This is a genomic window from Micromonospora krabiensis, assembly GCF_900091425.1.
GTDB classification, from domain to species: Bacteria; Actinomycetota; Actinomycetes; order Mycobacteriales; family Micromonosporaceae; genus Micromonospora; species Micromonospora krabiensis.
Genome location: NZ_LT598496.1, coordinates 4383462 through 4407017, shown reverse-complemented (window position 1 = coordinate 4407017; position 23556 = coordinate 4383462). Strand labels below are relative to the sequence as shown.

The 23556-nt window shown below is 72.0% G+C and carries 23 protein-coding genes, 1 tRNA gene and 1 pseudogene; 13 read left to right on the top strand and 12 right to left on the bottom strand.

Annotation, left to right across the window (positions count from 1 at the left end; translation table 11 throughout):
• Positions 1-37: 37 nt before the first annotated feature.
• Entirely contained in the window at positions 38-1252 is a 1215-nt protein-coding gene (locus GA0070620_RS20090; protein ID WP_091593150.1) for an alanine racemase, read from the bottom strand.
• Between the two features lie 147 nt (positions 1253-1399).
• On the opposite strand from GA0070620_RS20090, the gene tmk reads away from it, so the two are divergent.
• The 6 genes from tmk (at position 1400) to GA0070620_RS20060 (ending at position 7750) form a co-directional block, all read left to right on the top strand.
• Positions 1400-3823, top strand: coding sequence for a dTMP kinase (tmk, locus tag GA0070620_RS20085; RefSeq protein WP_377520741.1), 2424 nt, complete (start codon positions 1400-1402; stop codon positions 3821-3823).
• On the top strand, positions 3823-5079 hold the full coding sequence (locus GA0070620_RS20080; RefSeq protein WP_091593148.1) for a DNA polymerase III subunit delta': 1257 nt from the start codon (positions 3823-3825) through the stop codon (positions 5077-5079). The genes tmk and GA0070620_RS20080 overlap by 1 nt, the downstream gene beginning before the upstream one ends.
• Before the next feature lie 176 nt (positions 5080-5255).
• Positions 5256-5585, top strand: coding sequence for a YbaB/EbfC family nucleoid-associated protein (locus GA0070620_RS20075; RefSeq protein ID WP_091593146.1), 330 nt, complete (start codon positions 5256-5258; stop codon positions 5583-5585).
• A gap of 1 nt (position 5586) precedes the next feature.
• On the top strand, positions 5587-5892 hold the full coding sequence (locus GA0070620_RS20070; protein WP_091593144.1) for a hypothetical protein: 306 nt from the start codon (positions 5587-5589) through the stop codon (positions 5890-5892).
• A complete protein-coding gene (locus GA0070620_RS20065) occupies positions 5892-6578 on the top strand; it encodes a hypothetical protein (RefSeq protein WP_091593142.1) in 687 nt (228 codons plus the stop codon). The genes GA0070620_RS20070 and GA0070620_RS20065 overlap by 1 nt, the downstream gene beginning before the upstream one ends.
• Positions 6579-6919: 341 nt before the next feature.
• Entirely contained in the window at positions 6920-7750 is an 831-nt protein-coding gene (locus GA0070620_RS20060) for a PSP1 domain-containing protein (RefSeq protein WP_091593140.1), read from the top strand.
• Positions 7751-7843: 93 nt separating this feature from the next.
• Here the strand turns inward: GA0070620_RS20060 and GA0070620_RS20055 are convergent, their stop codons facing one another.
• On the bottom strand, positions 7844-9385 hold the full coding sequence (locus GA0070620_RS20055) for a recombinase family protein (RefSeq protein ID WP_157741680.1): 1542 nt from the start codon (positions 9383-9385) through the stop codon (positions 7844-7846).
• Between the two features lie 43 nt (positions 9386-9428).
• Between GA0070620_RS20055 and GA0070620_RS33700 the strand changes: the two are divergent.
• A pseudogene (locus GA0070620_RS33700) lies at positions 9429-9634 on the top strand (regulatory iron-sulfur-containing complex subunit RicT); the annotation flags it as partial.
• A gap of 172 nt (positions 9635-9806) precedes the next feature.
• Here the strand turns inward: GA0070620_RS33700 and GA0070620_RS20045 are convergent.
• Positions 9807-11573 carry a metallophosphoesterase family protein gene (locus tag GA0070620_RS20045; protein ID WP_231921870.1) on the bottom strand — a complete coding sequence of 589 codons (1767 nt, stop codon included), beginning with the start codon at positions 11571-11573 and terminating at the stop codon, positions 9807-9809.
• 142 nt (positions 11574-11715) lie between these two features.
• On the opposite strand from GA0070620_RS20045, the gene GA0070620_RS20040 reads away from it, so the two are divergent.
• Positions 11716-11789: transfer RNA gene (locus GA0070620_RS20040), tRNA-Thr, on the top strand.
• Positions 11790-11806: 17 nt separating this feature from the next.
• Here GA0070620_RS20040 and GA0070620_RS33265 read toward each other — a convergent pair.
• The 3 genes from GA0070620_RS33265 to GA0070620_RS20030 all read right to left on the bottom strand — a co-directional run bounded on the left by GA0070620_RS33265 (position 11807) and on the right by GA0070620_RS20030 (position 13816).
• Positions 11807-12202, bottom strand: a complete 396-nt coding sequence (locus GA0070620_RS33265; RefSeq protein WP_231922447.1) for a tyrosine-type recombinase/integrase — start codon at positions 12200-12202, stop codon at positions 11807-11809.
• 4 nt (positions 12203-12206) lie between these two features.
• Positions 12207-12458: a hypothetical protein gene (locus GA0070620_RS33260; RefSeq protein WP_197677472.1), complete on the bottom strand. Its 252-nt coding sequence runs from the start codon at positions 12456-12458 to the stop codon at positions 12207-12209.
• A gap of 629 nt (positions 12459-13087) precedes the next feature.
• Complete coding sequence (locus GA0070620_RS20030; RefSeq protein WP_091593136.1) at positions 13088-13816, bottom strand: LPXTG cell wall anchor domain-containing protein; 729 nt, start codon at positions 13814-13816, stop codon at positions 13088-13090.
• Between the two features lie 215 nt (positions 13817-14031).
• Between GA0070620_RS20030 and GA0070620_RS20025 the strand changes: the two genes are divergently transcribed.
• The 3 genes from GA0070620_RS20025 to GA0070620_RS20015 all read left to right on the top strand — a co-directional run bounded on the left by GA0070620_RS20025 (position 14032) and on the right by GA0070620_RS20015 (position 17687).
• Positions 14032-15354 carry an IS701 family transposase gene (locus tag GA0070620_RS20025; RefSeq protein ID WP_091587524.1) on the top strand — a complete coding sequence of 441 codons (1323 nt, stop codon included), beginning with the start codon at positions 14032-14034 and terminating at the stop codon, positions 15352-15354.
• A gap of 897 nt (positions 15355-16251) precedes the next feature.
• Positions 16252-17070 carry a HEAT repeat domain-containing protein gene (locus GA0070620_RS32990; RefSeq protein WP_172836466.1) on the top strand — a complete coding sequence of 273 codons (819 nt, stop codon included), beginning with the start codon at positions 16252-16254 and terminating at the stop codon, positions 17068-17070.
• Positions 17071-17357: 287 nt separating this feature from the next.
• Positions 17358-17687: a protease complex subunit PrcB family protein gene (locus tag GA0070620_RS20015; RefSeq protein ID WP_157741679.1), complete on the top strand. Its 330-nt coding sequence runs from the start codon at positions 17358-17360 to the stop codon at positions 17685-17687.
• On the opposite strand, the gene GA0070620_RS20010 is transcribed toward GA0070620_RS20015, so the two are convergent.
• The 3 genes from GA0070620_RS20010 to GA0070620_RS20000 all read right to left on the bottom strand — a co-directional run bounded on the left by GA0070620_RS20010 (position 17670) and on the right by GA0070620_RS20000 (position 19042).
• Positions 17670-18074, bottom strand: coding sequence for a DUF4362 domain-containing protein (locus tag GA0070620_RS20010; protein WP_157741678.1), 405 nt, complete (start codon positions 18072-18074; stop codon positions 17670-17672). The genes GA0070620_RS20015 and GA0070620_RS20010 overlap by 18 nt on opposite strands.
• A gap of 78 nt (positions 18075-18152) precedes the next feature.
• On the bottom strand, positions 18153-18797 hold the full coding sequence (locus GA0070620_RS20005; RefSeq protein ID WP_091593127.1) for a class I SAM-dependent DNA methyltransferase: 645 nt from the start codon (positions 18795-18797) through the stop codon (positions 18153-18155).
• A complete protein-coding gene (locus GA0070620_RS20000; RefSeq protein ID WP_091593124.1) occupies positions 18794-19042 on the bottom strand; it encodes a hypothetical protein in 249 nt (82 codons plus the stop codon). Before GA0070620_RS20000 ends, GA0070620_RS20005 begins: the two co-directional genes overlap by 4 nt.
• A gap of 178 nt (positions 19043-19220) precedes the next feature.
• On the opposite strand from GA0070620_RS20000, the gene GA0070620_RS19995 reads away from it, so the two are divergent.
• Complete coding sequence (locus GA0070620_RS19995; RefSeq protein WP_091593122.1) at positions 19221-19880, top strand: GNAT family N-acetyltransferase; 660 nt, start codon at positions 19221-19223, stop codon at positions 19878-19880.
• Positions 19881-19923: 43 nt separating this feature from the next.
• Here GA0070620_RS19995 and GA0070620_RS19990 read toward each other — a convergent pair whose 3' ends face one another.
• The 3 genes from GA0070620_RS19990 to GA0070620_RS19980 form a co-directional block, all read right to left on the bottom strand.
• Positions 19924-21384, bottom strand: coding sequence for an MFS transporter (locus GA0070620_RS19990; RefSeq protein ID WP_091593121.1), 1461 nt, complete (start codon positions 21382-21384; stop codon positions 19924-19926).
• Positions 21381-22010: a winged helix-turn-helix domain-containing protein gene (locus GA0070620_RS19985; RefSeq protein WP_231921868.1), complete on the bottom strand. Its 630-nt coding sequence runs from the start codon at positions 22008-22010 to the stop codon at positions 21381-21383. The genes GA0070620_RS19990 and GA0070620_RS19985 overlap by 4 nt, the downstream gene beginning before the upstream one ends.
• A 212-nt stretch (positions 22011-22222) precedes the next feature.
• A complete protein-coding gene (locus GA0070620_RS19980) occupies positions 22223-22840 on the bottom strand; it encodes a pyridoxamine 5'-phosphate oxidase family protein (RefSeq protein WP_091593117.1) in 618 nt (205 codons plus the stop codon).
• A gap of 161 nt (positions 22841-23001) precedes the next feature.
• Here GA0070620_RS19980 and GA0070620_RS19975 point away from each other — a divergent pair, with 161 nt between their 5' ends.
• Entirely contained in the window at positions 23002-23550 is a 549-nt protein-coding gene (locus GA0070620_RS19975; RefSeq protein WP_091593115.1) for an Hsp20/alpha crystallin family protein, read from the top strand.
• The last annotated feature ends 6 nt before the right edge of the window (positions 23551-23556 follow it).

The window sequence follows — 23556 nt, the reverse complement described above, 5'->3', positions numbered from 1 at the left end:
GAAGCGGACGGCCCCGGGGGTGCGGCCCGGGGCCGGGTCAGAGGAAGGCGTGCCCCTCGCCCCGGTAGGTGGGCACGGTCGCCACGACCGTCTCGCCATCGACGAGGTGCAGGTCGTTCACGTGTTCGCAGAGCTCGCCGGCCTTCGCGTGCCGGAACCACACCCGGTCACCGACGCGCAGCGTCGCCGCCGCCGCGCCGGCCAGCGGTGTCTGCACCTCACCTGCGCCCTCGGCGCCGAGCAGGGTGAGCCCGGCCGGTAGGACCGGCCGGGGCAGCCGGCTCGCCGCGGCGGGGCCGGAGGCGATCCAGCCGCCGCCGAGCACGGTCGCCAGGTCGGGCGTCGGCCGGCGGACCACCGAGCAGGCGAAGTACGCGGCCGGGGTGGGCTGCCACGCGCGGTACGCGTCGAACAGCGTGGGACCGTACAGGCCCGACCCCGCGGTGACCTCGGTGACCGCGGGATCGGCGCTGGTCGCGGCCACGCTGCCGGTGCCGCCGCCGTTGACGAACTCCAGGTCGGCGTGCTCCCGCACGGCGGCCACCGCCGCGCCCCGGCGGGCCACCAGCTCACGGTACGAACCGCGCTGGGCGAGCCGGATCGCCTGCCCGAGGGCCCGGCCCGTACGCCCGGGTGGCGCGTCGCCGAGGCCGGCGATCTGTGCCTCGTACGCCATCAGGCCCACCAGTCGGTAGCCCGGCCGGCCGGCGACGGCGGCGGCCAGCGCGCCGGCCGCCCGCGCACTGTGCACGGGTGAGCGGCGCACCCCGACGTGCACCCGACCGCCGAGTGGGCGCCACGACGCGTCCAGGTCGAGGCAGACCCGCAGCTCGGGACGCTGGTCGGGGGCGCGTACGGCGTCGGCCAGGTCGAGTTGGTCGGTGCCGTCGATCATCAGGGTGACCGCCGCGGCGAGGGCCGGATCGGCGGCCAGTTCGGCGAGGGCCCCCCGGTCGGCGGTGGGGTACGCCACCAGCACGTCGTCGCTGACCCCGGCCCGGACCAGCCAGATCGCCTCGGGCAGGGTGAAGGCCATCACGCCGTGCCAGCCGGGTCGCCCGAGAGCTCGGCTGATCAGTTCACGGCTGCGGACGGACTTGCTGGCGAGCCGGAGCGGTTTCCCGGCGGCGCGCTCGGCCAGCGCGGCTGCGTTGGCGTCGAAGGCGGTCAGGTCGACGACCGCGTACGGCGGGTCGAGGTGGGCTGTCGCCCTATCCAGGCGCTCGCGAAGTTTGTCGCTTTCGGTGGCCACGTGTGCACGCTAACTGTCCGGCGGTCAATGCGAAATACCCTCGCGTCTGCCTGGGTGCGGTGAATGGTCCCGGCGGCCTAGGCTCGACGAGCAGGAGAATGTCACGGGTGGGTGGCTCCCCACCGGGTCTAGAGTGTTGCACCGGGGATGCCCAGCGATGGGCCGGCACGTGGAGGTACGGCCATCGAAAGCGAGAAGTACGGCGAGTCGTCCGGCGTGTCGCCAACAGGCGGCCAGCCCGGCGTGTCGCCCGAGGCCGCCCAGCCCGCCGAGCCCACCCAGGCCGGGGATGCCGCCGCCCCGCGCGCCGAGTCCGCTCAGTCCACCGAGTCCGCCGGTCAGGTCGGCAGCACCGCGGCCCCGCTCGGCAGTGCCGCGGGGCAGATCGGTGGCGCCGGCTCCTCCGGTGCTGGCGGTGGCCAGGCTGCCGGCACGCAGACCGACCGGTCGGGCTTCGGCGCGATCCGGTCCGTGCTGCGCATCCGTCCGTTCCGCCGGCTCTGGATCGTGCTCGGGGCCGCGTCCTTCGGCGACTGGCTGGGTCTGCTCGCGACCTCCGTCTTCGCCGCCGCCCAGGTGCAGGGCAGCACGGCGAAGGGTGCCGCCTTCGGCGGCCTGATCGCGGTCCGGCTGCTGCCGGCGCTGGTGCTCGGCCCGATCGCCGGCGTCCTCGCCGACCGGTTCGACCGGCGCTGGACGATGGTCATCTGCGACCTGCTGCGCTTCGTGCTCTTCGCCTCGATCCCGCTCTACGCCCTCAGCGGCGCCAGCGGCGCCCTGGTGGTCACCTGGGCCGCGATCGCGACGTTCCTCATCGAGTCGATCACCCTGCTGTGGATCCCGGCCAAGGAGGCCGCGGTCCCCAACCTGATCCCGCGGGCCCGGCTGGAGACCGCCAACCAGCTCACCCTCATCACCACGTACGGCCTGACCCCGGTCCTCGCCGCGGTCGCCATCGCGGTGCTCGACCGCAGCGTCCGCGCGACCACCGGCGGGGAGGTTCCCGGCTGGGCGGAGCCGGCGCAGCTGGCGCTCTGGTTCAACGCGTTCTCCCGGCTGGCCACCGCCATCGTGGTGGCGTTCGGCATCAAGGAGATAAGCCATACCCGGGCGAGCGGGCAGGAGCGCACCGAGCAGAGCATGACCCGGCAGTTCGCCGAGGGCTGGCGGTTCATCTCGCAGACCCCGCTGGTCCGTGGCCTGGTGCTGGGCATCTTCGGCGCGTTCGCCGGCGGCGGCATCGTGATCGGCACCGCCCGGTTCTTCGCCAACTCGCTCGGCGCCGGTGACGCCGCCTTCTTCCTGCTCTTCGGCTCGATCTTCATCGGCCTGGCGGCCGGCATCGGGCTCGGCCCGATGATCGTCAAGGAGATGTCCCGCCGGCGCTGGTTCGGCATGAGCATCGTCCTGGCCAGCGCGGCCGTGATGACGCTGGCCTTCGCCATCCACCTGTCCATGGCGATCGTCGGCGCGGTCCTGGTCGGCGCGGGCGCCGGCATGGCCTTCCTGGCCGGCACCACGCTGCTCGGCGGCGAGATCGCGGACGAGGTCCGCGGCCGGGTCTTCGCCGTGGTGCAGATCGGCACGCGGCTGGTGCTGATCCTCGCCATCGCGCTGAGCAGCCTCCTCGCCGGCGTCGGCGGTTCCCGCAAGCTGGAGATCGCCGACCTCGGCGTCTCCATCTCGTCCACCCGGCTGCTGCTGCTCGCCGCGGGCGCGGCCGGCATCTTCGCCGGGATCAGCGCGTTCGGCCAGATGGACGACAAGAAGGGCGTGCCGGTCCTCGCCGACCTGTGGGGCTCGATCCGGGGTCGCCCGCTGATGCCCGCCGAGCCGTTCGTCTCCAACGGGCTCTTCGTGGTCTTCGAGGGCGGCGAGGGCGCGGGCAAGTCCACCCAGCTCGCCGCGCTCGCCGAGCGGCTGGGCGGCCAGGGCCGGGACGTGGTGGTGACCCGCGAGCCGGGCGCCACCGGGATCGGCCAGCGGATCCGGTCGCTGGTGCTGGAGACCGCCGGCACCGAGGCCCCGTCGCCACGCGCCGAGGCGTTGCTCTACGCGGCCGACCGCGCCCACCACGTGGCCACCGTGGTCCGCCCCGCGCTCGTCCGGGGCGCCGTGGTGATCAGCGACCGCTACGTCGACTCCTCCCTGGCCTACCAGGGCGCCGGCCGTACGCTCCCGGTCGACGAGGTCTCCTGGCTCTCCTCCTGGGCCACCGGTGGGCTCAAGCCGGACCTGGTGGTGCTGCTCGACGTCGAGCCGCACACCGGCCTGTCCCGGGTGGCGGCGCGCACCGAGGGCCCGGACCGGCTGGAGGCCGAGTCGGTCGCCTTCCACGAGCGCGTCCGCTACGCCTTCCTCGACCTGGCCGCCAACGACCCGAAGCGCTACCTGGTGCTCGACGCCTCCCGTCCGGCCGAGGAGATCGCCGGGCAGGTCGCCCGCCGGGTGGACGAGATGCTCGGCAGCCCGGGCGGCATCGTGCACCCGCGGCCGGCGCAGGGACCGGACACCTCGGTGCAACCGGAGTTATCCGACGCGGAGCTGGTGACGATGGAGCAGCGCACCTGATGCCGGACGTCTTCGCCGACCTGGTCGGGCAGGACGACGCGGTCGCCACGCTGCGCCGGGCCGCCGAGGCGGCCGCGGCCGTGCTCCGGCACGCCGCCGCCGACCGTACGCCCGCGCTCGTTCCGGCCGGCGTGGACGGCACCGACCAGGCCGGGGGCGCACCCGGCCCGGGCGCCGGCATGACCCACGCCTGGATCTTCACCGGGCCGCCCGGCTCGGGACGGTCGGTGGCGGCGCGGGCGTTCGCGGCGGCCCTCCAGTGCGCGTACGGCACGGGCTGCGGCGAGTGCCCCGGCTGCCACACCACGATGGCCGGCACCCACGCCGACGTCCGGCTGGTGGTGCCGGAGGGGCTCTCCATCGGCGTCGGCGAGATGCGCGCGCTGGTCCTCCGCGCCGCCAGCACCCCGTCCGGCGGGCGCTGGCAGGTGGTGGTCATCGAGGACGCGGACCGGCTCACCGAGGCAGCCGGCAACGCGCTGCTCAAGGCGATCGAGGAGCCGCCACCGCGTACGGTCTTCCTGCTCTGCGCCCCGTCCACCCACCCGGACGACGTGTCGGTGACGATCCGGTCGCGCTGTCGGGTCGTACCGCTGCGGCAGCCGCCGGCCACCGCGGTGGCCGAGGTGCTGATCCGCCGCGACGGCGTGGCGCCCGACCTGGCACGGTGGGCGGCCGCCGCCGCCCAGGGGCACGTCGGACGCGCCCGCCGGCTGGCCCGCGACCCGGAGGCCCGCGCGCGGCGGGAGGCCGTGCTCGCGGTGCCCCGCCGGCTGACCGGGGTCGGTGCGGCGTTCGACGCGGCGTCCGCGTTGATCCAGGCCGCCGAGGCGGAGGCCGAGGCGTCGGTCGCGGAGACCGACGCCACCGAGCGTGCCGCGCTGGAGACGGCCCTCGGCGCGGGCGGCACCGGCCGGGGCGCCGCCGGTGCCATCCGCGGGGCCGCCGGGCAGCTCAAGGACCTGGAGAAGCGGCAGAAGTCGCGGGCCACCCGCGCCCAGCGGGACGCGCTGGACCGGGCGCTGGTCGACCTCGCCGGCTTCTATCGGGACGCGCTCACCATGGCGCTGCGTGCCCCGGTCGCGCCGGTGCACACCGACACCGCCGCGATGGCCGAGGCGGGTGCCCAGAAGTGGGACGCCGAGGGTGCGCTGCGCCGGCTGGAGGCGGTGCTGGAGTGCCGCGCCGCGATCGAGGCGAACGTGAAGCCCCGGATCGCCGTCGAGGCGATGATGCTCGCCCTCTGGCGCGGCTGACCGGTCTCCCGGCCGACGGCGGCGCGCCACACCACGGCAGTCTCCGGACCGTCCCGCCCGGCGGACCGCCCGTCCACAGGCATCGACAGTCCCGATTCCCGTGCGGTACGGTCCGGAGGCTGCCGTGGTGACGGCAACGACACGCTCAGTGACGCCAGTCCGGGAGGAGTCTGCCGATGCCACGGGGGGAGATCGACGAGGCCTGGATCGAGGAGGCGGTGCGGCGCTACCGCCGCATCGAGTCCCTCCAGGCCGAGTTCGACCAGGCGGTGTCGACGGTGGAGGTCACGGTGCGGTCGCCGGACGGCCTGGTCGAGGTCGTCGTGACCGCCAGCGGGCGGATCACCGACGTCCGCTTCCTCGGTCCGCTGCACGCCCGCAACCCCCGTGACGTGGCCGGTTCGGTGCAGGCGGCGGTCAGCGCCGCGGCCGACGCCGCCGAGTGGGCCCGGGAGAAGCTGCACAAGGAGACGTTCACCGCCTACCGACCGCTGGCGGGAGCCTGACATGGACACCCTGCGCGCCCTCGCCGCCCGCCTCGACCAGGCGAGCGCCGTGCTCACCACGCTGTCCCACACCGTCACGGCCGGCGACCCCGGGCAGGCCGCCTTCGGCGTCGACGCGCCCGGCCGCCCCGGTGAGATCGGCCGTGCCCTGCACCGGCAGTGGACGGCCGCCACCGACAACCGGGCCCGCGAGGCCAGTGCCGCCGCCGGCCGGCTCAGCGCCGCCGCAGCCGCCGTCCGCGAGGCCGCCGACGGGTACATCGACACCGACCGCGCCGCCCGGCTGCGGTTGACCGGGGAGGCGTGATGGACACCCTCGACCGGCTCGCCGAGCCCGGCCTCGACCTGCTGGGCCGGGTCGACACGCTGCTCGCCGCCGGCGCGCCGGACGCCCACCCGGTGTGGCCGCTGTTGCGCCGCATGCAGGTGCTCCCCGGCGAGGCGGTGCGGGCCTTCCTCGACCTGCGACCCGCCCCGCTGGCCGACGCCGGCCACGGGGTGCGCCGCCTGGTGCGGGGCTACGACGACGTGTCGGCGACGCTGACCGACGCGGTGCTGTGGTCGGGGCCGGCGGCCGAGGCGTACGGGCAGTCGCGCGCCGCGCTGCTGCACCACCTGGACGAGGGCCCGGACAGCCTGGTCGGGCGACTCGAGTCGACCGCCGGCTACGCCGACGCGCTCGCCGACTGGGTGGAGGGCAGCCGTCTCGCCCTGGCCCGTGCGCTCGCCGACGTGCTCCGCTCCGCCGAGGCGGTGGCGGTGGTCGCCGCCACCTCGATGGTTACCGGGTCGGCCGCCCGGTCGGGTCCCGCCGGGCCGGGGGTGGCCGAGGCGGCCGAGGTCGCGGTCCGGGTGCTGGCGGTGCTCTGCGTCGCCTACGACGGGGCCGAGACCCTGCTGCGCGAGTGGGGGCCGAGCCTTGTCGAGTCGACGTGGCGACCGCCGGTGGCCGGGCGGGTCCGCTACGACGCACCGACCCGGGTCGGCTGGTAGGCGCGGTGCCGTTCCGGCCGGTCGGCCCCCGGGCTGCGCGTCGGCTCGCCGGCTGACCCCGAACAGCCCACGGCGTCGCGCTCGGGCGCCCGGTCGACCGGGCACCGGCGGCGACGCCGTGGCCTTCCCCCTGCACCCCCCGCAGGTCTGCCTCCACTCAACGCCTCCGCCGGTCGTTTGTCGCCCGTGCCGGCGCGGATTCAGCCGTCCGGGCGAGGGCCAACGGCACGACGGGTGGGGCGGCGGGTCGGTCAAGTCGACCATCGTGGATGGCTGCACGGTGTAGTCGTCCGGCGACGCCCCGCCCGCCGCCGTCCGCCGGTCCGTCGTAGGGTGGGGAGATGGGCATGCTCTGCGCGGTCAGCTTCAACCGGTACGGGCGCCTCTACTACCTCGATCCGGGCGAGCTGACCCCGCAGGTCGGCGACAAGGTGCTCGTGCCCACGGACGACGGGCCCGAGGTGGCCGAGTGCGTCTGGGCGGCCCAGTGGGTCGGCGAGGACACCGACGGCTTCCCCAAGCTGGTCGGGCTGGCCGGCGAGGACGATCTGCGCCGCGACGAGGCGCTGCGCCGGCGCAAGGCCGAGGCGAAGGTGGCCGCGAAGCGGCTGATCCGGGCGCACGGCCTGCCGATGAAGGTGGTGGCCGTCGACCACGTGCTCGGCTCCGGCGAGGGCGGCGAGCGCACCACCGTCTACTTCACCGCCCCCCACCGGGTGGACTTCCGCTCGCTGGTCCGCGACCTCGGCGCGACCCTGCACTGCCGGGTCGAGCTGCGTCAGCTCTCCGCGCGTGACTCGGCCCGGGTTCAGGGCGGCATCGGGTCGTGCGGCCGCGACCTGTGCTGCGCGACGTTCCTCACCGACTTCGAGCCGGTGACCATCCGGATGGCCAAGGACCAGGATCTGCCGCTCAACCCGCTGCGCATCTCCGGGGCGTGCGGCCGGTTGATGTGCTGCCTGAAGTACGAACATCCCCTATACGCTGACAGTAGCGATTATCCGTCTCCAGGTCAGCGAGTCGAGACTCCCGATGGCCTGGGGAAAGTCGTGTCCCGGCATCCGCCGAGCGAAACCGTCACCGTCCGGCAGATCTCCGGTGGGGAGACCAAGCGCTGTTCCCTGTCCGACGTCTGCGGTTCCCGCCGTGCCTACGACTCGGGGACCAGCTGAGCGACCGCCATCAGCCCCTACCACGGCTCGGCAGCCTGTTCAGTTCTGTGATTCTCCGACGCCGTCCAGGCGCTCCACGAGCTCCCGCGAGGCCTACGACCAAGCCTGTGAGAACGTGACCTCGATCAGATCGGCCTTCCAGGTCGGCTCGCCACTCTTCGGCCTTCCCCTGCCTCTCGGTCGCATCACTATCGCATCGAAGGCATCCCGCAGTACCGCGCGCTGCTCACCGAGGTCCATCGCGTCGAACTCGTCGTAGGCAGCCTCGATGTCGATCACCTTGGCCGAACCATGCCCGCCAGCCTTCGCCAGCTCGGCCTGGATCTCCGCCAGTTCGACCCGTAGCTTTGCGGTGCCTGTGACCAGTGCGGCGCGATCGATCAGTCCGGCGGTGCGGTCCTCGACCAGCTCTGCCATCAACTGGCTGATCTCGGCTTCTCGCTGCATCATGGGCGCGACGTCGACGACTGGCGGCTGCGGCTTGAACGCAACCCGGCCGGTAATCTCCAGCCGTTGCACCAGCCGGCGCACCACCGACCTATCGGCGAACTCGATACCGATGGAGCAGTGCCCACGGCCCAGCTCGGGCCGGTCCCCCCTGCCCTTGCAGACGTAGATGCTCTCTTCCGCCGTCGGTCGCCGGGTCGCACCCATCGGTGCCTCGCAGACGGAGCAACTTGCAATGCCGGACAGTAGGTTGGCCAGCTTCCCCCAGTTCGAGTCGGGCCGCTCTCGGTCGGCCAGACGACGATCTACGGCCCGCCAGGTCGGCTCATCCACGATCGGGGACCACTTCCCCTCACCCATCACCTCCCCGTACAGGGTCGACTTGGCGATGTTGCGGGGGTTGCGCAACAGAAACCGAACAGCCACGTTGTTCCATCTCCCCGTGGGGCTGTAGTTCCGCGTCCGCGGTGACCGGGTGCGGACGGTCTCCGGGTTCGGGGCCGACGTGGTGAACCCTGCCTCGTTCCACTCTCGGGCGATGGCAGACAGCGGCTTTCCATCGAGCACGTCGTGGTACGCCTTCTTGACGGCCGCCGCCTCGTCCTCGCGCAGGGTGCCGTCGGGGTTGTACCCGAAGGGTCGCCTGATCCACTGCGGTCGACCCTCCTGCACCCGCTGGTCGTTGGTGAGGATCTGCCGCTCAGCCTTGCGCTCGGTCTCTGCCGAGGCAACGGCTGCCAGGATGCGGGCGACCATCCGACCCACGTCGGTCGTCAGGTCAATGTCCCCGGTCGCGGTGGCCAACCCGATGCCCTTGTCGATCGCCAGATCGATGAGGGACTCCAGATCCTTCATGGAACGGGTCACCCGGTCCAGGTGCCAGGCAACGATCAGGTCGGCCTCGCCATCCTCGATCATCTGGGCGACTCGCCGCCAACCCGGACGCGCGGCCAGGCGGGTGGTTGTGGCCGAGATGGTGTCATCGATGACCGCGACCACCTCCCACCCGCGAGCCAGGGCCAGCGCCCTGCATGCCTGCTCCTGACGATCCAGTCCAGCACCCTCGCCGGTCAGGTCCATGCTCATGCGTAGGTAGAGCACGGCACGCCGTGCGGTGGTGCCGGGGGAGGCTGCCTTCATTGCGCGGCGGCGGGCGGTGCTCTTGATGGTCCGGGTCACCGGAGTCATGACGATAAATATAAGATATGTGATGCTTCCGAGCAAATGACCACACCCGCTCTACCAGCGGTTCCAGGAGTCGGCCCCGGCGGGCGGCAGCCGGGTGACGACGCCCGAGGGTGACGGCCGGGTGGTGGGCCACAGCGTCCCCCGCGACTCGGTCACCGTCCGGCTGGGGCGGACGGCTCCCGCTGCTCCTGCTCCCGCGCCTCCGTCTGCGCCCCCCGCCAAGCCCACGACCAGCACTACAACCCCTGATACGTAAGCCGCCCGGCTTACACCCTTTTGGGGTGCTGCCGCCGGCTGCCGAGTTACTAACCCCCCCGCCGTCGACCCGTCGATCATGAAGTTGTTGCCGTCCACATCGGCGTGTCGCGGCAATGACTTCATGATCAACGGGTGCCCCGCAGGGCGGTGAGGGCGCGCGCAGTCAGGTCAGGGTTATGGGGGGTTCGGCCAGACGGGGGGTCAGGGCCGACCTCGGGGTCAGCCAACTGGCGGTGGAGGTCTGGTCCGGGTTGAGTTGCCAGTCGCGGGCCACCCGGTCGACCGCCACGGGATAGATGGTCAACGTGCCGTCGGGATCGATCCGCATCCGGAGGAACGACTTCGAGTCCTCGATGCCCTGACCGGCGAAGAGTTCGTTGAGGTTCACCCCGAACGCGCCGGCCACCAGCAGGTACGCCGCCACCAACTGGCTGGCCACCAGCCCGCTGACCGGCCCGTACAGCACGGCGGCGGCGGCCACCGGCAGCGGCCACGGCCAGTCGTAGAACGGCAGGTGCAGCCACGCCCACGTGCCGGCCGCGCCCAGCCCCACGTGAGCGAGACCGTGCGCGACGCCGAGAATCCAGTGCCGGGCGTGGCGCTTGCCGCCGGCGCTGGGCGGCTTGGCGAAGAAGGCGGCGCCGAGCAGCGTGACCACCAGCATCAGCACCAGTGGCACGCTGAACAGTCGCTGCTCGGTGGTGCCCACCCGGTTCGCCGCCACGCCGGCCATCGCCAGCATCAGCAGCGTGTGCAGGGTGCCGAGCAGGGTCGTGAAGCCCGGGTTGCGCAGCGGCAGCCGGGGGAAGATGCCCCAGCCGTACCGCCGGGAGCGCGCCGCCTCCGGGTAGCGGGCCTTCAGGTCGTACGGGCGGGTGCGGCTGGACCGCCGGGCGAGGGTGTCCTTCGGGGGCACCTCGATCCGCTCCGGCAGCTTGTGCGTCGGGTACAGGTAGGCGCCGCCGCCGCCGCACGTGACGAGCTGCCGATCGTTGTCCGCGTACCGGGCGTAGTGGTGCAGGTCGCCGGAGACCAGCAGCCGGACCTGCGCGCCGGTGGGCGAGATGATCGTACGGATGAAGTAGTCGATCGAGTCGTACGCCGTGGGGTGGTCGACGGCCTTGACCCACGTCGGCGCCGGAACCGCCAGGATCACCCGGCTGTGCGGTCCCAGCCGCTGCGCCACGGTGTCGAAGTAGGCGAGCTGCGGGTCGTCCAGGTACGAGCCGGACTGGTCGTCCAGGCCGAGCAGCCACCAGTCCGCGGGCAGCTCCACCGCGAAGTACGAGCGGGACTGGCCGGTGGCCCATCCACCGAAGTGGCGGTCCCGGGAGCGGACGAAGAGCCGCAGGAAGGCGGTCAGGCCGTCGTACCAGTCGTGGTTGCCCGGAACCGCGAACAGGGTCGGCCGCTCGGGCGGAGCCACCGGCAGGGCAGCCTGGTAGGGGCCTTTGCACCGGTCCTCGTACGCCTCGTAGGCCGCCGACGGATAGACCTGGTCCCCGCCCATCACCAGGGTCTGCGCGCGGGGCAGGCGATGCCCGTCGACCTCTAGCTCCGGCTGCGCCAGCAGGTACGCCACCGAGTAGGTGGCGTTGAAGCCGTCCCCCAGGTCGGCCACGTAGTCCAGCCAGAGCCCACCGTCGGGTCCGATCTGCCGCTCGATCCGGGCGTCCAGGGAGTTCTGCAGCTCCCGCTTGTCGAGGTACGCCCCGAAGAGCATCGCCAGCAGCGTACGCAGGCCGGTGCTGATCAGCAGGAGCGGCGCGAGCCACGGCACCGGCTTGCGGGGCGTGAAGCCCAGCTCCAGCGGATCGATGCTCCGCGGTCGGCGGGCGGCCCGCTCGCCGACCGGCTCGCTGGCCGGGCCGTCGGAGTGGTCGTCCGCGTGTGGGTCGCCGTTCCCGGAGGGGTGGTGATCGTCGGTCACCCGCCGCAGCGTAGTACCGCCCTGCCGCGAACGCTGTCCGAGGAACGACCGGAACGCGCCGGATGTCCACCCCGACCGCTCGCCGAGGCGGGGGTATCCGGTTCGGCGGGCGCGGGGGCGTGCCGTACACTTGACGATCGTTGCCGCCTTAGCTCAGTCGGCTAGAGCGACGCACTCGTAATGCGTAGGTCGACGGTTCGATTCCGTCAGGCGGCTCGGTATGGAAGCCCAGGTCACAGACCTGGGCTTCGCCGTTTCCCGAGGTCGATCACGTCGCCGCTGGCAGGCCGAGTCCTTAGATAGTCCTTGTCCCGCGCCGCGACCGCCTCGTCCAGCCGGTTGGCGACCGCGTCCAGGTCGTCACCGAACAGGCCCGCATACACGTCCAGCGTCATCGACGCCGAGGCGTGCCCGAGCATCCGCTGCACCGCCTTGACGTTGGCTCCCGCCGCTACGGCCAAACTTGCCGCCGTGTGCCGCAGGTCGTGCGGAGTCAGCCCGGCCAGCCCAACCGACGCCGCAGCCGGTGCGAAGACCCGCGAGCGGAAGTTGGTGTTGCAAAGCGGCCCGCCGTTCGGGGCGGTGAACACCAGGCCGTCCCGGCGTTTCCCGTCGACGTGCGCGGCCAGCTCGTCAACGAGGAAGCGCGGGATGGGTACTGACCGGCGCCGGGTGATTCTTCGGCGTGCCTTCCACCAGCTCCCCGCTGACCTCTGCGAAGGCGACCGCCACGGTCATTCGACGCCGCAGCAGATCCAACCGAGACACCCTCAACGCCGACGCTTCACCCCAGCGCAGCCCGGTGTAGGCGAGGAACTGGACCGGCAACCCGTATCGCCCGCACGCTTCCGCGAGCCTCGCCACCTGGTCGTGGTCGAGGAACACCGGTTCCTCCTTGACCACCCGAGGCAGCCGCACGCCCTTTGCCGGATTACGGGACATGCGACCGTCCGCACGGCGTGCGCCAGGACCAGCGACAGCCCCCGGTGCGCGTACCGGACCGTTGCCGGAGCAAGGCCGGACGCGGTGAGCCGCTGCACCCAGGCAGATGCCGCGCGGATCACCTCGCCGGGCACCACGAGGGCTACCAGCCTCCCCGGACGGGGCCAAGGTCGTTCGTCCGGTAGGGCGCTCCACCTTGTCCCCGTCCGGGGAGGCTGGACGGTCTACGACTGCCCGACGAGGAGATCCGCTAGCGCGAGCTAAGCCTTCCGCAGCACAGCCGTGGAGAGCCACTGAATCCTAAGACCGTCGGGGTTCGTCGGCGTCGGGTTGTCCTGGTACTGGCATCGCGAGTTCCGTCCTCCGCCGTGACACGAGAGGCGCTCCAAAGAGTTTCCGGCATTGTCACGATGCCTCAGTGGTACGGGCATTGTCGCCGGCCCATCGGCCCACATACGTTGCGGCTTGCTTTCGACGCTGGCAGCACGCCTTCGGGCCGCGACGAACCGAGCCGAGTGCAGCGCCGATCGCGCCCGACCCGACGGAGCATCGAGCCGGGCGCGGCGAGCGGGCTATGCGACGAAGCGGGAACGGCGTCGGCGTCCGATCAGGTAGCCAGCGCCGCCGAGGAGCAGGAGCGCGCCGCCGATGCTGGCCACGGCCGCGGTGTTGTCACCGGTCACGGGCAGCCCACCGCCCTCGCCGCCGGGAGCACCGAGGCTGGTGGAGGAGGCAGGGGTCGGTACAACGGTCGTCGTGGCGCTGGGCGTGGCGCTCGGCGTCGATGTCGGCTGAGTCGTTGCCGTCGGTGTGGGCTGAGCCGCACAGTCAAGCGCACGTGCGGCGTACATGCCGTCGTTCAGGTAAGCCAGGTAGCCGTCGATGGTCCCCTCGTCGAGAGCCTTCTGGGCGGCCGCCTTCACGTTGGTGCCGGCACCGGTCAACGTCCGGACCACTGTGGCCCGCAGAGCAGTTGACCAGCTGTTCTGCAGGTCCGTCTTGAGGAAGGCGCGCAGATCATCTGCGGTGCCGTCCAGGCGCTCCTGAATGGCGTCGGGCAGAACGGGCAACGAGTCGGCCTTCGCCGCGGCCAGGATCTGGTTGGCCAACACGCGCACCTCTGTATTGGTGGCGGTGTCCAGGTCAATGGTGACAAGCTCACGGATGTCCTGGTACACCTTGCGCTCGACCGTCTGGCACGCCTCGTTCAGCACGCGCGGTTCAATTTGCGCCATCGCCGGCGCCGACGGAACCAAGAAGGCCAGCGCCATTAGGACGCCGGCCGGTAGCTTCCATCGCATGTAGGTCTTCCTCCCCGCTGCAAACCAAAACGTGGGGATGTTACCCGTCACTCATGCCAGTCGTTGCCCCATCCGTGGACCGGCCTCGCATCGAGGCTACGGATCCGGGCTTAGTACGGCAGCCGCCGTTTGAGATGTCGCTGGTGGGGCCGGTAGGCGAGGTGCGGCCACCGCGTGATCGTCTGTCTGCTGTGGACATAACTTCAGATTTGGCGGTGGCCGCGTGCCACAGCGTAAACCCTGCCCGGTGGCGGCAGGTCCTGGCCGGGGTGTGCGATGCGTTCGCGGGACGGTTCGGGCGGGTCGAGCCGCGGCGGTCGGCGGCGGCGTTTGTGACGGGGCTGCTGGCCGATATCGAGGTCAAGACGTGCTGGCAGTTGGCGGAGCAGGCCGGACACGCCCGGCCGGATGCGATGCAGAGGTTGTTGTATCGGGCGGTGTGGGACGCCGACGCCGTCCGCGACGACGTGCGGACGGTGATCGTCGACCGGTTCGGTGACCCGGACGCGGTGCTGGTCGTTGACGAGACCGGAGACCTGAAGAAGGGCGTGCACACGGTCGGGGTGCAACGCCAGTACACGGGCACCGCCGGCAGGATTGAGAACGCCCAGGTAGGGGTGTTCTGCGGCTACGCCAGCCGGCACGGGCACACGCTGATCGACCGCAGGGTCTACCTGCCGGTGTCCTGGACCGATGACCGGGACCGCTGCCAGGCCGCCGGAGTCCCCGACGGGGTCGCCTTCGCCACGAAGTCCGAGCTGGCCGCCGAGATGATCACCGGGGCCCTCGACGCCGGCGTCCCCGCCGGGTGGGCGGCCGCCGACGAGGCCTACGGCAACAGCAGCGTCTTCCGCGCCCACCTGCGCCAACACCAGCTGGGCTATGTCCTGGCCGTGTCCCGCAGCCACCTGGTGCCCCTCGACGGCGGCAAGGTCAAGATCCGCGCCGACCGCATCGCCGCCGAACTACCGGCCCCAGCGTGGCAGCGCCGCAGCGCGGGAGCCGGGTCGAAAGGGCCCCGCTTCTACGACTGGGCCTGGCTGGATGAGGTCACCACCGACGCCGACCCCGACGACGGTGGCAACCACAGCCTCCTGATCCGCCGCAACACCACCACCGGTGAGCTGGCCTTCTACCGCTGCTGGACCCCACAACCGGCCACCCTGGCCCAACTCGTGCGGGTCGCGGGCATCCGGTGGACGGTCGAGGAAAGCTTCCAAGCCGCCAAGGGTCAGGTCGGCCTCGACCAGCACCAGGTCCGCCGCTGGGACTCCTGGCACCGGTTCACCACCCTCGCCCTGGCCGCCCTCGCCGTCCTGGCGATCTGCGCCGCCGACGCCACCGACGACGAGCCTGCCGACACCGGACTGATCAAGCTCACGGTCAACGAGGTCCGCCGCCTGATCAACGCCTGCATCATCCACCCGCTCAGCAACCTCGCCCACCGTCTGCGCTGGTCACAGTGGCGGCGCCAGCATCAAGCCCGAGCCCGACAAGCCCACTACACCCGACGCCTCAACCTCGAACTCCAGCCATGATCCCGAACGGCGGCTGCCGTATTAGCCGTCCGCTTCCAGTCTCCAGAAGGCCGGCCGACCCCCGCAGGCGCGTGCAGAGACCGCGGGACGGGCCAGCGACGTACAGCCATTCGTACAGCCAAGCCCGTTGACTAGCGCCGACATAGGCAGGCCCAAGGCGGACGGGCCGAGCAGGTCAGCTGCAGCAACTGACAACCTCCGACAGCAGTCTTGATCTTTGCAAAGCGATGGTCTATCGGTCGCTGTCGCCGTGCTCGCGCAGTTCCTGACCAATGCGCTTCGCCAGGCTTGCGTCCCTCGCGCGGCCTAGGGCAAATGCCACGAGCGCAAGCAGTACTCCAACCCCGATGACCCATCCCATGACTCAGACCCTAGCCACGCTGGACAAACGGCAGGCCGATGCGGCCGGATTTCTGGGAGCCACCGGGTGGGAGCCACTCCTGCGAACCGCATCGGACGCGGCGGGACGAGCCAGGTCGGCGGATGAGTGTTGGCCAGCGGGATGCGAACCAGGCTGAAATTAACGAGACATGCTCTTGGGAATCTACGGATCAGGAGGTCGGGCCGCTCCTCGGCAGCAGCAGTCCTCATTCGGTCCTTAAAAGGTCGGACCGCGACCACCGACGCCGAAAGGTGCCGAGAGGCCTTTCCGCACGTCAGGCCAGTCGAGCCCAGGTAGGCACAGGTCGCCAACTTGATCTCGTAACGCGTAGGTCGACGGTTCGATTCCGTCAGGCGGCTCGGTATGGAAGCCCAGGTCAACGACCTGGGCTTCGCCGTTTCCCGAGGTCGACAACAGCGCCGCCGGCTGTGCCGGTCCGCATCCCGCGCCGGGCCCGCCTCGTCAAGCGCCGCGAGGGGCTTCACGGGCTGGCTGGCGGATCTAGGTTGTCTCCTGTGCGTAACGAATTCCGTGAGCTGACTGACCCTGACCCTGAGGTTCGGCTGGAGGCACTGCGTGCGCTCGTGACCGGAGCCGAAAAAGGGGATGTGGCCGCGAAGCAGGTCCTCAGGGAGATCGTGACCGGGTACCCCGACTTCGACCCCGAGATCTACTCCCGCGCGTTGAACTTCCTGGCGTTCTTCGGTGACGAGTCGCTGGCCGAAGCGCTCCTCGCCGCGCTTGCCGACGAGGAGTACGGATGCCAGAGGTGGGCGGCGGCCGGCTGCGGGGTCCTGCGCCTTCAGGCGGCCGCCCCGCTGTTGATCGACCTGCTTAGCCACCCGGATGCTCTCACCCGCGAGAGCGCCTGTGAGGCTCTGGGAGAGATACGTGATCCCACCGCGGTCACGCCTCTCGCGCAGGTGCTCGACGACCCAGCCGAGCACGTCCGAGCAGCTGCCGCCTACGCGCTGGCCGAGGTCGGTGACGACGAGGCGATGGAGCACCTGTGGGCTGCGCTGGAGTCGCCCCGTCGGCCCGTACGTGCCGGCTACCTGTCGGCCGCGCTGGCGCGCCCCGCAAGCAAAACCTTCGACCGTCTGATCCAGGCGACCGCACACGACGATCCCGAAGTGCGGTTTTGGGCAGCACGAGCGCTCGGCGCCACCGGCGACGAACGCGCCGAGCAACTGCTGACGCGCCTCGCCGTCGAGGACCACGCCACGGTGCGAACCGGCGGGCACGTCAGTACCGCTGCCAAGAAGGCGCTGAAGACGCTGCGAAACATCCGCGAACACCAAAGAAAAGCACGCGCTGGAGAACAGACCGCGTGATCTGGGCAGCTCGTTGGGTCGGCCCATTCTGATCTCGTAATGCGTAGGTTGACGGTTCGATTCCCGTCGGAGTTGGCTGAGCGGTCGATGCGCGGACGCCGGAGCACGCCCGACGATGAGGCCCGACAGTCCGGGGGTGGGGCATGCGACGACTGCTGGGCGCAGCCGTGGTGATGGTCATCTTGATGGCGGGGTGCACGGGGTCCGATGGCGGGGCCGGCGAGCCCGTTGGCTTCCGTGCGTTGGCGGATGACCACGACGCCGGCAATCACGTGGCAGGACTGTTCGTGGTGCGGACGCAGCCCGAGTGGGAGCAGCGCTGGCGGGGGTTGATGGCCAAGGAGGGGCAGCCGCCCGCACCGCCAGCCGTCGACTGGACCACCGAGATGGTTGTGTTCTACGTGCTCGGCACCAGACCCAGCGGCGGTTACTCCGTCCGGATCGACGAGATCTCGGTGCGGGACGGGCGGTTGACGGTACGCGTCGAGGAGTCACGGCCCGGCCGGTCGTGCGACTCGGCCGACGTGCTGACCAACCCGTTCCATGCCGTGGCCACTTCGGCCAGTGACGCCACCGTCGCCGTCGATCTGGACGCCGACTCACACCGGTGCACCTGAGACGCAGGTGGCGAAGCTCAACCGGCTGCCGTCTTCGATGCTCGGTCCGGTGCAGGTCTGCCGCTCCACACGTCCGGAGCCGAACCGGTCGGCCCGGGCGTCGGTGGTCACCTCCACCCGTCCGTCGCCGAGAACCGCGTAGGTGGTGGTGATGGGGTCGCCCTCGGTGGTGGGCTGGGTGACGACGAGGCGGGCCTGCTGTCGGTTGTCGGCGGCCTCGACGACGCAGCGCAGCGCGTCGGTGGGCACTGTCTGGCCCTGGCGGAGGAGGAGCGTGCCGCAGTCGTGGGAGCCGGGCTCGGCCGGCTGCGCGGACGGCGGGGCCGTCGGTGCGGCCGTCGGGGTCGACTGGACCACACAGCCGGTGAGTAGGAGTGCGACGGCCAACGTTCGGGCTCCTCTGTTCCACATGGAGGGTCCGACGCCGTGCGGCCCGGCCCGGTTCCGCTTACCGCCACCCGCCTCCTACCGTTGGCGGCGCGCGAAGAGCAGTGCTCCGGGGACGCGTTCGTCCAGGTCGATCAGCATCTGCGTCTCGACGGTGAAGCCGGCGTCGCGCAGCCAACCCACCATCCGTTCCGGCGGACGGCGGTGCACGTGGACGTGCATCGCGTGGCCGCCGTAGCCGGACGTCTTCAACCGCGTCCCGTCACCGGTGTGGAAGCCGATCAGCAGTGGTCCGCCGGGGTGCAGCGCGCGGCGGAAGTGGCCGAGGACCCGGGGCACCGTGTCGTCCGGTACGTGGATCAGCGACCACCAGGCGAGCAGGCCGGTGACCGAGGAGTCGGCCAGGTCCAGGTCCGTCATCGAACCCACCGTGAACCGCAGGTCGGGGTGGTTGCGCCGGGCCAGGTCGACCATCGCCGGCGACAGGTCGATGCCGAAGGCGTCGACGCCGAGCGTACGAAGGTGGGCGGTGACGTGCCCGGGCCCGCAGCCCACGTCCGCCACGGGCCCGCCGCCCGCGCGCCGGACCAGGTCGGCGAAGAGGGCCAGGCTGCCGGACAGGTACGGCTCGTCGGCGAGCGCGTCGCGCACCTGGGCGGCGTAGCTGACCGCCACCGTGTCGTACGACGTACGGGTGTCCGCCAGCCAGACGTCGTCGATCACCCCGGCACGGTAGCGGGTCGGCGAGGTCGACGGTCGAACTTGCCGGTGACCGCGTGTTCGGTGTCGGTCACCTGGCCCGTCTCCAGGATCTGCTTGAGCCTCCGCAGGGTCGCGGCCACCTCGGCGGCGGGTGGTTTTCCGACCAGGGCCAGCGCGGCCCGCCCCAGCCCGCCGAGGGGTGTTGCCAGCTTCTGGCAGTCCCGGTAGAAGCGGAAGACGTCCGCGACCGGTCGTTCGATGGTCACCCGTGCCTCAATTGCGTCCTCACGGGGGCGAAGTGCCGAGCCGCGCATCGTTGTCTCCCGGGGAATCGCGCAGTCGGGTGGGCATGCCCGATCCGCTGTCCGTTGAACCCGGTGAGGGCGGCCGGGCGCGCGGCGAAATCCGGGTGCGGCGGGCGGCCCGGCGTCGACAGAATGGCCCGTGATCGTCGAGCACTGGCCCCTGCTGGGCCTTCGCGTCCGCACCGAACGCCTGGAGCTGCGGCTCCCCACGGACGACGAGTTGGCGGCGCTCGCCGACCTGGCGGCCCGGGGCGTCCACCCGCCGGACGAGCGGCCGTTCCTCACCCCGTGGACGGATCTGCCACCCCGCGACCTGGCGCGCGGCGTCGTGCAGCGGCACTGGCGGGACCGCGGGTTGTGGACACCGCAGCAGTGGACGTTGGAGTTGGCCGTGTTCGAGGGCGGTCGGCCGGTGGGCGTGCAGCAGGTGCGTGGGCGGGACTTCGCCGTGCTGCGGGAGGTGCGCAGCGCGTCCTGGCTGGGCCTGGATCACCAGGGGCGGGGCATCGGGCGGGAGATGCGGGCGGGGATGCTGCACCTCGCCTTCGCGGGCCTCGGCGCCGAACACGCCGTCAGTGAGTCGTTCGCCGACAACCCGGCGCCGCTGGCGGTCTCCCGGGCCCTGGGCTACCGGCCGGACGGCATCAGCCGGGACGCGGTCGGGACCGAGGTGCGGGTCTCGCAGCGGCTGCGCCTGACCCGGCAGGACTGGCTGGCCGGAGACCGTCCACAGGTGAGCCTCGACGGGCTGGACGCCTGCCGGGAGCTGTTCGGGACCGACCCGGCCGACCAGCCGTAGCGGGCCAGCCGGGCACCGGCACCGACGACGGTGGTGGTGCCGGTCACCCGTCGGCGGCTTCCGGCAGGTCACGCAGGCGGCGGGCCGGTGAGAAGAACACCCAGAGCGCGCCGGTCAACGCCCCCGCCGTCGCGATCCAGAGCGCTTCGCGTACGCCGATGGCGGCGCCCAGCGCGCCACCCGCCAGCGCGCCGATCGGCCGGATGCCGTAGTTGATGGTGCGCCGCACGCCGCTGGTCCGGGCCAGCAGCGATCCGGGGGTGAGCGCGGTCTGGACCGAGTTGGTCACGATGTCGAGCAGCATCACGCCGACCGCGCAGAGGAACTCGGCGGCGAAGAGCATCCCGAGCACCACCGGCTTGGGCCCGCCGGCCAGCGGTACGAGCAACAGCGGCGCCGGGAAGAGCACGAACCCGGCCACCATCGTCGGTCCGATGCCCAACCGGCGGGTGAGCCGACCGGTTATCGCCGCGCCGAAGAGGCCACCGATCGCACCGGCACCGAGCACCGCACCGAGCAGGCCGGGTGAGAGGTGCAGGTCCCGGGTGGCGTAGAGCACGAAGAGTGCGGAGAACATGAAGTTGAACAGGTTGAGCGTGGTGGTGCCGAGCACGGTCGCACGCATCATCGGCGTCCGGACGATGAACCGGAGCCCCTCGGCGATCCCCAGGCCGCGTCCGCGGGCGGGCGGCGGCTCCGTCGGCCGGATCCGTCCGAGGAAGTACGCGGACCAGACGTACGACAGCGCGTCGGTGACCAGGGCGATCGGCGCGGAGAGCAGCTGCACCAGGAGGCCGCCGATGCTGGGCCCGGCGACGAAGGACATGGCCCGACTGCCGTTGAGCAGAGTGTTCGCCTCGACGTAGTCCTGGCGCCGCACCACCGATACGAAGAGCGGGCCGCGGGCCACCTCGAAGAGCACGGCGAGGGTGCCCATCGCGAACGCCACCGTGTAGAGCTGGGTCAGGGTGAGCAGGTCCAGCAGGTAGGCCGCGGGGATGGTGGCCAATAGCACCGCGCGGCCGAGGTCGCTGAGGATCATGATCCGCCGCTTGTGCGGGAGCCGGTCCACCCACGCCCCGGCGAGCAGCGAGAAGAAGAGGTTCGGCGCGAGCAGCGCGGCGGTCAGGTAGCCCATCTGCGCCGGCCCGGCGTCGGTGACGAGCACGGCCAGCAGTGGCAGGGCCAGTGTGGACACCTCGTCGCCGAAGTACGAGACGGTCTGCGCCGACCAGTACCGGCGGAATGTCCGCTCCCGTAACAGCCGGGGCAGTCGGCGGTGCCCGACGTCTGCGCCGGCCGTCTCGTCGATCGCGACACCGTCGGCCGGCGCGTCGGTCCGGTCGGGGCTGGCCGGGCCGCGAGGCGTGGTCGGGCTGGGGTCGGCCGGGCCGCGAGGTGGGTGAGGCGTGGTGGGCGGCCCGGGTTCGGCCGGGGCGGGCGGGGTGCCGGTGGGCGGGGTGGCGCTGACGGCGAGCGGCGTCGCGCCGGGATCGGCGCTCATCGGGCGGCGTCCGGCTCGGCCGCGGGGGTGGCCTCGACGGGATTGGCGGACGCCGCGGGCGCCGGGCCGCCGCCCGGCGACGCGGAGAGCACCGCGAGTTGGATGAGGCTGACCCGGCGGAACCCGTCCGGCCGTCGGGACGGGTCGGTGATGCGGTCGTCGTACTCGGCGAGCAGGGCGTCGATGCGGCCCGTCAACTCGGCCAGCTCCTCCGCCGTGACGTAGAGCGACTGGTCGCTGAAGCCGGTGACCGCCCGCCACTCCGTCGGCTCGTCGATCCGCCGGGCGAGGAACTCCTCGGCCTGTCGGGTGTAGAGGGCGAGCTGGGCCGCGTTCAGCTCGTCGGTTGCCGCTCGGACCTGCGGGTCGTCCGAGTCGTCGTCCCAGGAGGTGGCACGCGCCGTGGCTCGCCACGGCCGCTCCCGGGCGTCGGCGCCGGGCGCCCGCTCGGCGAGCCCGTACTTGGCGAGCTGACGGAGGTGGAACGAACAGCTCGCGACGCTCTCACCGAGCTGCTCGGCGGCTCGGGTGGCGGTCATCGGGCCCTGCTGGCGGAGCAGCCCGAGCAGGGCCATCCGGAGTGGGTGCGCGTAGCCGCGCAGCGCCTTCGGATCTGTCAGCTTCATCCGGGGCAGCGTCATACGCTAAAGCTATCTTTAGAAAGCTACCTTTAGCAACCGCCCGCCCCCGCCGGTCCTCCGCGATCTTGCACTTTCCGCCCGGCATAGCAGCACAAATCACCCCCACGGAGGGCCGAAAATGCAAGATCGCCGGCGGCAGGGGCCGGTGGCGGGGGCCGGCGGCGGGGCCGGTGGCGGGGGGCGGTAGGGGCGGGTGGTCAGGTGTAGATGGTGTTGACGTAGCTGGGGCCGTAGTGGCGCTCCAGGTCGGCGAGGCTCTCGGTCGGGGCCTCCACCTCCTTGATCAGGCGGGCCCGGGAGGGCAGCACGTCCGGCTGCCAGGTCTCCGGCCGCCACAGTTCCGAGCGGAGAAACGCCTTCGCGCAGTGGTAGAAGATCTGCTCGATCTCCACCACCACCGCGAGAATCGGCCGGTGGCCCTTGACGACCATGTCGTCGAACCAGGGCGCGTCCCGGACCAGCCGGGCCCGCCCGTTGATCCGCAGCGTGTCGGTCCGGCCGGGGATCATGAACAGCAGCCCGACGTGCGGGTTGGCGAGGATGTTGCGGTAGCCGTCCGCCCGCCGGTTGCCGGGCCGCTCGGGCACCGCGATCGTCCGGTCGTCGAGCACCAGGGCGAACCCGGGCGGGTCCCCCTTCGGCGACACGTCGCAGCTGCCGTCCGCCCCCGCGGTGGCCACCAGGCAGAACGGCGACGCGGCGAGCCAGTCACGATCCCGTTCGTGCAGCCGGGGGCGGTCCTTGTTGGCGGCGCGGACGTTGGGCGTGCCCAGCAGCTCGCGCAGTTCCGCTTCCGACGTGATCTCCACCGTCACGTGAGCCTCCCGGCCGCGTTTGATCGTTGGGTGGGACCACCACGCCGTGGTCCGCGCACCGCCAGCCTAGGCGGGCGCGGCCAGCGGAAGGTTTGCCGACCGGAGGCGGGGGTACCGCCCCACCCGACGAGGCCGGACCCGACCAGTGGAGAGGCGTGGGCATGAGCGAGCAGGGCGGCGGGTTCGGCCGGGGCTGGCGGGGCCGGCAGCAGGGTTGGGACCCGATGGGCGAGCTGCAGTCGCTGCGCGCCGAGCTGCGCCGGCTGGTCGGCTCCCGCACGAGCCAGCCGGACGTGGAGGTCAGCGAGGTCTCCGACGGCTGGGAGGTCATCGTCCGACTGCCGGGTGTCGCGCCGGAGGAGGTGGCCGTCGAGGTGGACGACCAGGAGCTCTGCGTCCGGGCCCGGTCCGAGGCCGAGGTCAACGCCGACCAGGGCATCCCCGGCGGCTTCGAGACGCGCGGCTTCGAGTACCGGGTGGACCTGCCGACCCGGGTGGACCCGGACGCCATCGACGCCGTGATGGACCACGGCCTGCTGCGCGTACGGTTGCCGCGCGCCGCCCGGCCGACGCCGCGCACCATCACCGTCGGCCGCTCCGGGCCGCGCACCGGAGGCCTCGCCGGTGGTACGCCGATGCCGGTCGACCCGGCCGCGGACCGGGAGCTGCACCACCCGGACACCACGTCCGGCGAGATCGACCGGCCGTAGCGGGAC

Coding starts and splice junctions, on each gene's coding strand:
- GA0070620_RS20080 (WP_091593148.1), top strand. CDS start 3,823: ATGCCGGACGTCTTCGCCGACCTGGTCGGGCAGGACGACGCGGTCGCC.
- GA0070620_RS20030 (WP_091593136.1), bottom strand. CDS start 13,816: ATGCGATGGAAGCTACCGGCCGGCGTCCTAATGGCGCTGGCCTTCTTG.
- GA0070620_RS20070 (WP_091593144.1), top strand. CDS start 5,587: ATGGACACCCTGCGCGCCCTCGCCGCCCGCCTCGACCAGGCGAGCGCC.
- GA0070620_RS19975 (WP_091593115.1), top strand. CDS start 23,002: ATGAGCGAGCAGGGCGGCGGGTTCGGCCGGGGCTGGCGGGGCCGGCAG.
- GA0070620_RS20060 (WP_091593140.1), top strand. CDS start 6,920: ATGGGCATGCTCTGCGCGGTCAGCTTCAACCGGTACGGGCGCCTCTAC.
- GA0070620_RS20055 (WP_157741680.1), bottom strand. CDS start 9,385: ATGACTCCGGTGACCCGGACCATCAAGAGCACCGCCCGCCGCCGCGCA.
- tmk (WP_377520741.1), top strand. CDS start 1,400: ATGCCCAGCGATGGGCCGGCACGTGGAGGTACGGCCATCGAAAGCGAG.
- GA0070620_RS19990 (WP_091593121.1), bottom strand. CDS start 21,384: ATGAGCGCCGATCCCGGCGCGACGCCGCTCGCCGTCAGCGCCACCCCG.
- GA0070620_RS19985 (WP_231921868.1), bottom strand. CDS start 22,010: ATGAAGCTGACAGATCCGAAGGCGCTGCGCGGCTACGCGCACCCACTC.
- GA0070620_RS20065 (WP_091593142.1), top strand. CDS start 5,892: ATGGACACCCTCGACCGGCTCGCCGAGCCCGGCCTCGACCTGCTGGGC.
- GA0070620_RS20075 (WP_091593146.1), top strand. CDS start 5,256: ATGCCACGGGGGGAGATCGACGAGGCCTGGATCGAGGAGGCGGTGCGG.